Raw genomic sequence first — 9,768 nt, 5'->3', positions numbered from 1 at the left:
AAATATACTGATATGAAAAAAATACTTGTTTTATTTTTACTTATTTCTTTTATTGTTAAAGCCCAAGTTTATGAAGTTTTAGTTGAAACAAAACACAAAATTGACTACACTGAAAAAGGTTTAGAATTTTTTAAAAATATTCAAGATCCTGAACAACGAAAATGGAATATTGAGCAAAATTCAAATCCACCAGCTTTAGATTTCAAAATTTATTCTTCGAAAACTGAACAAAACACATTCGAACAAGAAAAAATAAACAATGAACAAGAGTATAAAGGTTCAATTAAAAAATCTGTCCCAGGTTTAAGTTTTGGATACAGTTACACTTCTTTTTCTGAAAATGCAAATTATTTGCCAATTGATATTTATGGTAAAAAATATACTATAAAATCTGATTTAAAGAAGTTGGAATGGAACTTCACTTCTGAAACTAAAGATATATTAGGCTATAAGACGTATAAAGCAACAACAAAGTTCGATAAATTTGACTTAGAAATTTGGTTTACAAAAGATATTCCTTTCAATTTTATGCCAGCAAATATTCAACCTATTGATGGTTTTGTTTTGGAAATGAATTATTATATGGTGCATGAAGCAGGTAAGATAAATAATTTTGTTCGTGTACAATCTTTGAAAAAAATAGATAAATATAAATTCAAAAAAGCCTCTAATGCACCAATAATAACTGAAGAAGATAGTGAAAAATTATTCGAGGAAGCTAACAAAAAGCGCAACGAAATATATAATAACAATAATGGTGTAGATAAATCAAATTAACTATGAAAAAACTATTAACACTAATTATCATCATTATTATTTCAAGTTTTGCGCAAGCGCAGTTTTATGAAATAGATTTTGAATTACGGATAAAGCTTTAGAAAATTTGAAACAATATTATCCAGATCAAAAACAACGTGAAGAATTTTTAAAAACCACGAAAAAAATTCCTAATCAATTTTATAGTTTTAACTACAATCAAACAGAAAGTTAAACACAATACATTGATAAAGTAAATAATTCTCAACAAGAATCGCAAGGTTTTATAGGAATAGGATCTGAGATTGGAGAAAAACCAATTTTTAATTACAAGGAAAATTTATATTATAATGAAACAGATATGTTTACAGGAAATAAATTGCTTGTTTACGATTCTTTGCAAAACGTGGGTTTCGTAGAAACTGGAAAAACAAAAAACATTCTAGGTTTTGAAGTAAAAGAAGCGACAGCAAAATACTAAAACTATGATTTAATCGCTTGGTATACATCTCAAATTCCGTACGCATATTCGCCAGATAAACTTTATGGAACAAAAGGTTTGATTTTAGAATTGCATTATAAATATATGAGAGATGATATTGAAGTAATAATTTCTTGGAATGCAATCAAGAAAAAAGATTCAAAAAAAGCTCCTGTTTTCAAAATCAATAATCAATTAAAGAAAGTTTCTCAAGCAGAATTCCTTAAAATGATAGAAAATTCAAACCAAATTCAACGAGAATCCAGCAATCAAGGAGTTGAAAAATAATTATAAAAACACGAAACTTGCTTAACTTTAAGCAAGTTTTTTTATGTATGAAAATTAAAGCAACATTACTCACAATTGGTGATGAAATTCTTATCGGACAAATTGTGGATACAAATTCTGCATTTATCGCCAAACAATTGAATACGATTGGGATTGAAGTGGAAGAAATTATTTCTGTTCAAGACGAAATGAGTCATATTATTGAAGCTTTCGATCGAGGAATTTCTAAATCAGATATTGTAATTGTAACAGGAGGTTTAGGACCAACAAAAGATGATAAAACCAAAGCAGCTTTGTGTCAATTTTTGAATTGTGAATTAATTCAAGAACCTAAAATTTTAGAAAACATTGTTCAATTATTTCAATCAAGAGGTTACGTAAAAGAGTTAAATAGTTTGAATCAAGATCAATCATTAATTCCAGAAAAATCAACTTTTATTCAGAACAAATATGGAACAGCGCCTTGTCTTTGGACTACAATTAATGATAAAATTATCATCAATTTACCAGGTGTTCCTTTTGAAATGAAAGGTTTGATACGTGATGATATTATTCCGAGATTACAAAACCAATTTCAATCAGAAACTATTGTTCATCGTGATATTTTGATCAGTGGAATTCCTGAAAGTGATTTGGCTCTATTAGTTGAAGAATGGGAAAATAATTTGCCCGAATTTATTCATTTGGCATATTTACCAAACAGAACATCGATTGATTTACGATTCTCAGCTTTTGGAACGAATAAAGAGTTTTTACAAAATAAAATTCAACATCAGATTAATCAATTCAAATTAATTGCTGGTAATTATCTAATTTCAGAAAATTCTGGAAATGCGCAACAAGTTTTGGGTGATGTTTTAAAAGAAAAAGGATTGACAATTTCGACTGCCGAAAGTTGTACTGGAGGAAATATAGCAAGTTTAATCACATCTGTTTCGGGAAGTTCTGCTTATTATTTCGGAACTATTGTTTCATACGACACTTCGGTAAAAGTAAATTTGCTTAACGTAAATCAATCTGATATTGATGAATTTACAGTTGTTTCGGAAAAAGTTGCTGAACAAATGGCAAAAGGTGTTCGAAATCAATTAAAAACAGAAATTGGCATTTCTACAACTGGTGTTGCTGGTCCAAACAAAGGCGAAGACGGAAAAGAAGTTGGAACGGCTTGGATTTCGATCACAAATGGTCATACAACATTGAATAAAAAATATTTTTATCCCTATTTAGATCGAGAAGATTTCATCAAAATTGTTTCCAATAATGCACTTAATTTGGCAATTCAGTTTGTGAGAGAGGAGTGTTAATAGAATTAAAGGTATTTTCTAAAACATATTTAGTCTATTAAATTAATAGAGTTTATATTTGTCGTAAATTTTGTGTCAAATGTTAAAAAAGATTGCGAGCAATACATTATTTCGATTGCTTTTGGGTGTGATTGCCGGTTTGGTTTTAGGAAATTATCTGAACGAAAATACAATTCAAGTTGTTTTATCCTTAAAATATTTTACAGGGCAATTAATTTTCTTTTTGGTTCCTTTAATTGTAATTGGTTTTATCGTCTCTTCAATTACGAAATTAAGAGAAGGTACTGCTAAAATAGTAGGTTTTTCATTATTAATTTCATATTTATCTTCAATAGGAGCGGGGTTATTTTCGATAATTGCAGGTTATCAAATCATTCCAAACTTATCAATTCCAACTTCTGTTGATTCGTTGCGAGAAGTTCCAAAAATTTTATTTCAATTAGATATTCCGCCAATTTTTTCGGTAATGACAGCATTGGTTATTTCGTTGATGTTGGGAATGGGAATTTTGATTACAAAAGCGAAGGAATTAGAAAAGATTTTTGATCAATTCAAAGATATTGTGATTCTTTTGGTAAACAAAGTTTTGATCCCGATTTTACCTTTTTTCATTGCTGCGAATTTTGCAATTTTAAGCTACGAAGGTTCTATTGAAAAACAATTACCAGTTTTCTTGAAAGTAATTTTGATTGTTATTGTTGGTCATTTTATTTGGATGACATTAATGTATACAATCGCAGGATTTTATCATAAAACAAATCCATTCAAACTTTTAAAATATTATCCACCTGTTTATTTAACGGCAGTTGGAACAATGTCTTCGGCGGCGTCTTTGGGAGTTGCGGTAAAAGCGGTGAATGATAGTAAGGTAATTAAACCTACGATTTCTAATTTTACGATTCCATTTTTCTCGAATACACACTTATGTGGCTCGGTTTTGACGGAAGTTTTCTTTGTGATGACGGTTTCGCAAGTCTTATATGGTCATATTCCAGATGTTGGAACAATGGTAACTTTTGTCTTGCTTTTAGGCGTTTTTGCTGTTGGTGCACCTGGAGTTCCGGGCGGAACAGTTGTCGCTTCGTTAGGACTAATTTCAAATGTTTTAGGATTTGATGAAGCTGGAGTTGCTTTAATCTTGACTATTTTCGCATTACAGGATAGTTTTGGAACTGCGTGTAACATTACAACTGATGGTGCATTGAGCATGATTGTAGATAAATATGCTGAAGATAAATAATTTCAACTCATCTGTGAAAAATATAAAAAAAAATCACTTCATTTCGAAGTGATTTTTTTATGTTCTATTTTCTTCTTCCTCGATGAGGATTCTTTGGTTTCGTATCTTTTTTAGGTTTAAAACCAGTATTATTTTTCTTAAAATTATTATTGTTGCTATTCGCGTCAGGTAATTTATAAAACTCTTTTGGCGTTTTAATTACTGTCACATAATTACCAATTAATTTCTCAATATTTGCCAAATCTCCTCTTTCATCAGCAGCACATAAAGAAATTGCTTTTCCTTCTCGTCCTGCACGACCAGTACGTCCAATTCGATGTACATACGTTTCAGGAACATTCGATAATTCGTAATTGATCACATAAGGTAATTGATCAATATCGATTCCACGAGCAGCAATATCAGTCGCAATTAATACTTTTAATTTTTCTTCTTTGAAATCATTTAAAGCACGTTGTCTTGCATTTTGAGATTTATCACCATGAATTGCAGCAGCTGGAATTCCTGCTTTTTCCAAGTGTCTTACCAAACGATTTGCGCCGTGTTTTGTACGTGTAAAAATCAAAGTACGATCTTCAGGATGTTCGTTTAAAATGCTAACCAAAAGTTTTACTTTCATGTCTTTGTCAACATGATAAACAAATTGCTCAACCGTTTCGGCGGTTGAAGAAACAGGTGTTACGCTAACTTCTTTTGGACGACGAAGAACTGAATGAGAGAATTTTCGAATGTTTTTTGGCATTGTTGCCGAAAAGAAAAGTGATTGTCTTTCTTTTGGAATGATTTCTAAAATCTTTTTGATTTCATGAACAAATCCCATATCCAACATACGATCGGCTTCATCTAAAACAAAAATCTCTATTTGATTAATTTTTAAATGTCCTTGTCCAATCAAATCTAACAAACGACCAGGCGTTGCAATTAAAATATCAACACCATTTTTGATGGCTCCAATTTGTGGATTTTGATTAACACCTCCAAAAATAGCCAAATGTTTTAACGGTAAATTTTTACCATATAATTTAAAACTTTCGTTGATTTGAATGGCTAATTCACGCGTTGGCGTTAAAATTAATGTTCTAATTTTTCTTCCTTTGCTCGGAGAATTTGTTAAGTTTTGTAGAATAGGAATTGCAAAAGATGCCGTTTTTCCTGTTCCTGTTTGTGCGCAACCAATAATATCATTTCCTTCTAAAACTAAAGGAATAGATTGCTCTTGAATTTCGGTTGGTTCTGTATATCCAGCTTCTTCAATTGCTTTTAAAATTGGTTCAATTATATTTAATTCTGAAAAATTCATTGATTAAAATCGTGTAAGTTTATATATAGAAATAGACAAGCACTTCCGTAGAAGTGCTTTATAATTAAAAATAAATCTATTCCATTTCTTTTGCGTTGCGATCAATTTTTTCATCAGGTTCTGTTGCATGAACAGAGTTTACTGAATAATTTCTCCAACGTTCTAAAATATCTATCATATCAGCAGGCATCGGAGATTCGAAATACATACGTTCTCCTGTTGTAGGATGATCAAATCCTAATGTGCGTGCGTGTAAAGCTTGGCGAGGACAAGCAGCGAAACAATTGTCAACAAACTGTTTGTATTTGTTGAATGTTGTTCCTTTCAAAATGCGATCTCCACCATAACGAGCATCATTGAATAATGGATGACCCAAATGTTTGAAATGAGCACGAATTTGATGTGTACGACCTGTTTCTAATTTACATTCGACCAATGTAACGTAAGAAAAATTCTCCATTACTTTATAATGTGTCACAGCATGTTTACCTTGATCTCCTTCAGGAAAAACTGCCATTTGCATACGATCTTTTAAGTGTCGACCAATATGTCCTGTAATTGTTCCTTCTTGTTCTGCCAAAACTCCCCAAACCAAAGCATTGTATAAACGGTCTGTTGTGTGAGCTGCAAATTGTTCTGCTAAACTTGTCATTGCAACTTCTGTTTTCGCAATAACCAAAAGTCCGCTTGTGTCTTTATCTATACGATGTACCAAACCAGGACGCTCCATTTGATCTGACATTGATGGTAAATTATCAAAATGAAACTTTAGGGCATTTACCAAAGTTCCTGTGTAATTTCCATGTCCAGGATGTACAACCATTCCAGGTTCTTTATCAATTACGACAACTTGATCGTCTTCGTAAATAATTTTGATCGGAATATCTTCTGCTATAACTTCATTTTCGCGTGGAGGAGTTTCTAACATAATCTGTATAAAATCTCCAGGCTTTACTTTGTAATTCGATTTTACAGATTCATTGTTAACTAAAATGTTTCCGTTATCAGCTGCTTGTTGAATTTTATTTCTTGTTGCGTTCTCAATTCTAACCATTAAGAACTTATCTATACGCAATAACGATTGACCTTTGTCAACCGTTATTGAAAAATGCTCGTATAATTTATTGTCGTTTTCCTCTTGTAAGAAATCTTCTAAATCTTCTGTCATTTATTCTCTTTCTATTCTATAATAATCTCTTCCGGAGCTTTAGGCGCTTCTGTAGGCTTTTGTTGCTCTGTAGGCTGATTATTTTGTTGTTGCTGTTGTTGCATATCTTTGATCTGCTGTTCAGCTTTTTGTGTTATAATATCTCTGTATTGAGTACCGCTAATAGTATCTTCGCCAAAATTTTTGTACTGAATATCCAATTCTTTTAACTGCGTTCTAATTTTTTCTCGAGGTTCTGTTGATAACCAAATATCAATTGGTTGACCTTGATCGTAAGTATCCGTAGCAAATGGGAATTGATAAACTACTCTTGCGTTGATTGTATCATGAGAAGCTCCAATAAATTTTATTTGACCAATCTCGAAGAAATTATCTTTGATTGATTTTTTAGCTTCTGTCAATGTTAGATTAACCAAATTAGGCATTCTAACTCCTGATAGCATCCCGCGTCCTAACACCAAATCAACTGTCGCAAAACGAGGTAATTGTTCGCCTGCTTTTACAATTTTTCCGTTGTATAATATTTTAAGAACGGCATCTTTTGCTAAATCTGGTTCGTAAATTATTTTTCCAATTTTAAGACCAGAAATTTCTAATTGTGTAAACGCCAAACGTTTTGATTTTCCAATTAAATCTGGTAATTCAACTGGACGATAAGTTTTCGGATTTGACTTAATAAAGATACGACGACCTTCTTTTACACGCGATTCTGCTGCAGGATAAAAATCCATAATAGCAAAAGGTTTCGTATTTGGATCAAAACGAGAACTATCTACTTCGTATGTCAAACCAAGTTCTTCTAACTTAGCTGTAGCATCAGTAATATTCATTTTAGATAAATCCGGAACTTCAACAAATTCATTGTGATTTGTATACGAATCTAACCAAATGTTAAAAATAAAATGGTAAAGCCCAAATGATAGCGCTATTACAATAGCTACATTCAGCAAAACTTGAATGATTGATTTTACTCCTTTCATTGAAATGATAAATTGTCGCACAAATATAGTTTAAAAATAATATTTATGATTGATGTCAAAGTTCTATATTTGAATAAATTTTAAATTAAACATGTTAAGAGTAGCAGTTGTAGCAGGTGGATATACGGATGAAAGCGTGATTTCGTTGAAAAGTTGCGAGTTAATTTACTCAAGTCTAAATCCAGAAAAGTACGACAGAACAAGGGTTCGAATCTTAAAAGAAGGTTGGTTTGCCGAAATTGATGGCGAAAAATATCCAATCAATAAAGGTGATTTCTCATTTGAAAAAAATGGAGAAAAAATTACGTTTGATGTCGTCTTTAATACAATTCATGGTACACCAGGAGAAGATGGTTATTTGCAAGCGTATTTTGAAATGATTGGTTTACCATATAATGGATGCCCTTTTTATCAATCTGCCTTAACATTTAATAAAAAAGATTGTATAGCAGTATTGAGTAAATATGGAATTCCGCATGCGAAATCAATTTATATTAATCAAGGAGATCAATATTCTGCAAAAGAAATTATTGATCAAGTTGGTTTACCTTGTTTCGTAAAACCAAATCGTTCAGGATCTAGTTTAGGAATTTCGAAAGTTCATAAAGAAGAAGAATTTGAGGCAGCAATGCAAAAAGCTTTTCTTGAAGATAAAGAAGTTTTGATCGAATCTTTCTTAGATGGAACTGAGGTATCGGTCGGAGTTTTAAATTACAAAGGAGAAACAATGGTGTTGGGAATTACAGAAATTGTTTCGCACACAGAATTTTTTGATTATGATGCAAAATATAATGGTTTGTCTGACGAAATTACGCCAGCTCGTTTAACACCAGAAGTTGAAGCAAGAGTAAGAGAAATTGCGGCTAAAGCATATAAATGTATTAATATGTCTGGTTTTTCGCGTTCAGAATATATTATTGTAAACGGAGAGCCGCATTTTATTGAAATGAATACGTTGCCAGGTTTTTCTCCTGCAAGTATTTTTCCTCAGCAAGCTGCTCATGCAGGAATTGCTTTGGAAGATTTGATGGATAGTGAAATAGAATTTGCTTTAAATAGACCTTCAGCATGGATAGAATAGCCGTTTTTCCTGGATCTTTTGATCCAATTACTTTAGGGCATTTAGATATTATAGAGCGTGCAGTTCCTTTATTTGACAAGATTATTGTTGCAATTGGAACAAATTCATCGAAGAATTATATGTTCTCTTTGGAGCAAAGAATTAAGTTTATTGAAGATTCGGTTGCGAAATTCGAAAATGTAGAAGTAATGGCTTACAAAGGTCTGACTGTCGATTTTTGTGATGAAGTAAATGCACAATTTATTTTACGTGGACTTCGTAATCCAGCCGATTTCGAATTTGAGAAAGCGATTGCGCACACAAACCGAGCAATTACAAATCATAATATCGAAACAATCTTTTTATTGACATCTTCTGGGAAAGCTTACATCAGTTCAAGTATTGTTCGTGATGTCATGCGAAACGGGGGAAAATATGAGATATTAGTTCCAGATGTTGTGAGGATTTAGAATAACGTTATATAATATTATATATAAAACGAGAGCATTATATAATGCTCTCATTTTTATTTTCTATAAATCTAAGCTTAATTGATCTGGTAATAACTTAAATGTCATCCTATGATAAGGAGTAGCTCCAAATTCTTTTATTGCTAATCGATGAGCTTTTGTCGGGTAACCTTTGTTTTTTTTCCAATCGTACATTGGAAATTCTTCATGGATTTTTTCCATATATTCATCACGATACGTTTTTGCTAAAATAGATGCTGCCGCAATATTCATATATTTTGAATCACCTTTTATAATACATTTGTGTGGGACATCATGATATTTATTAAAACGATTTCCATCAACAACAATCAAATCTTTCGGACAATCTAATTGATCTATTGCTCTATGCATGGCCAAAAAACTAGCGTTTAAGATGTTTATTTCGTCAATTTCATTTGGCCAAACAATTCCAATTGCCCAATATTTAGCATTTTCTTCTATAAATGTTCTCAACGAATTTCTTTTCTTTTCAGATAATTGTTTTGAATCATTAATAATTTCATTTTCAAAATCATTTCCCAAAATAACGGCTGCTGCTACGACAGGACCACTTAAACATCCTCTTCCTGCTTCATCGCAACCTATTTCATATTCGTGATTTGATAAAACTTTGTACAATTTTTTATATTTTTAACAAAGTTATCAAAATTTAGCATAAAAAAGTTTTGTAAATGTT

The 9,768-nt window shown here is 31.5% G+C and carries 10 protein-coding genes and 1 pseudogene; 7 read left to right on the top strand and 4 right to left on the bottom strand.

Annotated elements, in window-relative coordinates; all coding sequences use genetic code 11:
• From B4E59_RS06270 to B4E59_RS06255, 5 genes and pseudogenes are all read left to right on the top strand, one after another.
• The coding region (locus B4E59_RS06270) for a GLPGLI family protein (RefSeq protein ID WP_291052063.1) at positions 1-777 on the top strand (777 nt) is incomplete at its 5' end.
• Between the two features lie 472 nt (positions 778-1,249).
• A pseudogene (locus tag B4E59_RS14660) lies at positions 1,250-1,315 on the top strand (hypothetical protein); the annotation flags it as partial.
• 27 nt (positions 1,316-1,342) lie between these two features.
• A complete protein-coding gene (locus B4E59_RS06265) occupies positions 1,343-1,525 on the top strand; it encodes a hypothetical protein (protein WP_291052060.1) in 183 nt (60 codons plus the stop codon).
• 47 nt (positions 1,526-1,572) lie between these two features.
• A complete protein-coding gene (locus B4E59_RS06260) occupies positions 1,573-2,832 on the top strand; it encodes a CinA family nicotinamide mononucleotide deamidase-related protein (protein ID WP_291052057.1) in 1,260 nt (419 codons plus the stop codon).
• 79 nt (positions 2,833-2,911) lie between these two features.
• A complete protein-coding gene (locus B4E59_RS06255; RefSeq protein ID WP_291052053.1) occupies positions 2,912-4,072 on the top strand; it encodes a dicarboxylate/amino acid:cation symporter in 1,161 nt (386 codons plus the stop codon).
• Between the two features lie 64 nt (positions 4,073-4,136).
• Here B4E59_RS06255 and B4E59_RS06250 read toward each other — a convergent pair whose 3' ends face one another.
• The 3 genes from B4E59_RS06250 to B4E59_RS06240 form a co-directional block, all read right to left on the bottom strand.
• Positions 4,137-5,372: a DEAD/DEAH box helicase gene (locus tag B4E59_RS06250; protein ID WP_291052050.1), complete on the bottom strand. Its 1,236-nt coding sequence runs from the start codon at positions 5,370-5,372 to the stop codon at positions 4,137-4,139.
• A gap of 76 nt (positions 5,373-5,448) precedes the next feature.
• Positions 5,449-6,540, bottom strand: coding sequence for an RluA family pseudouridine synthase (locus tag B4E59_RS06245; protein WP_291052048.1), 1,092 nt, complete (start codon positions 6,538-6,540; stop codon positions 5,449-5,451).
• Between the two features lie 11 nt (positions 6,541-6,551).
• On the bottom strand, positions 6,552-7,520 hold the full coding sequence (locus tag B4E59_RS06240) for a PASTA domain-containing protein (protein ID WP_291052044.1): 969 nt from the start codon (positions 7,518-7,520) through the stop codon (positions 6,552-6,554).
• A gap of 91 nt (positions 7,521-7,611) precedes the next feature.
• Between B4E59_RS06240 and B4E59_RS06235 the strand changes: the two genes are divergently transcribed.
• Positions 7,612-8,601: a D-alanine--D-alanine ligase gene (locus B4E59_RS06235; protein ID WP_291052041.1), complete on the top strand. Its 990-nt coding sequence runs from the start codon at positions 7,612-7,614 to the stop codon at positions 8,599-8,601.
• Positions 8,589-9,050 (top strand): pantetheine-phosphate adenylyltransferase, encoded by a 462-nt coding sequence (gene coaD / locus B4E59_RS06230; RefSeq protein WP_115001540.1) that lies wholly within the window; start codon positions 8,589-8,591, stop codon positions 9,048-9,050. The genes B4E59_RS06235 and coaD overlap by 13 nt, the downstream gene beginning before the upstream one ends.
• A 63-nt stretch (positions 9,051-9,113) precedes the next feature.
• Here the strand turns inward: coaD and rnhB are convergent, their stop codons facing one another.
• Entirely contained in the window at positions 9,114-9,710 is a 597-nt protein-coding gene (gene rnhB / locus B4E59_RS06225; RefSeq protein WP_280036862.1) for a ribonuclease HII, read from the bottom strand.
• Positions 9,711-9,768: the final 58 nt, after the last annotated feature.

Origin of the sequence: Empedobacter sp. UBA2044 (assembly GCF_002333005.1) — a bacterium.
Lineage (GTDB): Bacteria > Bacteroidota > Bacteroidia > Flavobacteriales > Weeksellaceae > Empedobacter > Empedobacter falsenii_B.
Note: the sequence above shows the minus strand (reverse complement) of the source record. Positions and strands in the feature narration are given on the sequence as shown.

Excerpts from the sequence above, each read along its gene's own strand:
- B4E59_RS06265 (WP_291052060.1), top strand. The coding sequence starts at position 1,343 with ATGAGAGATGATATTGAAGTAATAATTTCTTGGAATGCAATCAAGAAA.
- B4E59_RS06245 (WP_291052048.1), bottom strand. The coding sequence starts at position 6,540 with ATGACAGAAGATTTAGAAGATTTCTTACAAGAGGAAAACGACAATAAA.
- B4E59_RS06260 (WP_291052057.1), top strand. The coding sequence starts at position 1,573 with ATGAAAATTAAAGCAACATTACTCACAATTGGTGATGAAATTCTTATC.
- B4E59_RS06255 (WP_291052053.1), top strand. The coding sequence starts at position 2,912 with ATGTTAAAAAAGATTGCGAGCAATACATTATTTCGATTGCTTTTGGGT.
- B4E59_RS06240 (WP_291052044.1), bottom strand. The coding sequence starts at position 7,520 with ATGAAAGGAGTAAAATCAATCATTCAAGTTTTGCTGAATGTAGCTATT.
- coaD (WP_115001540.1), top strand. The coding sequence starts at position 8,589 with ATGGATAGAATAGCCGTTTTTCCTGGATCTTTTGATCCAATTACTTTA.
- B4E59_RS06250 (WP_291052050.1), bottom strand. The coding sequence starts at position 5,372 with ATGAATTTTTCAGAATTAAATATAATTGAACCAATTTTAAAAGCAATT.
- B4E59_RS06235 (WP_291052041.1), top strand. The coding sequence starts at position 7,612 with ATGTTAAGAGTAGCAGTTGTAGCAGGTGGATATACGGATGAAAGCGTG.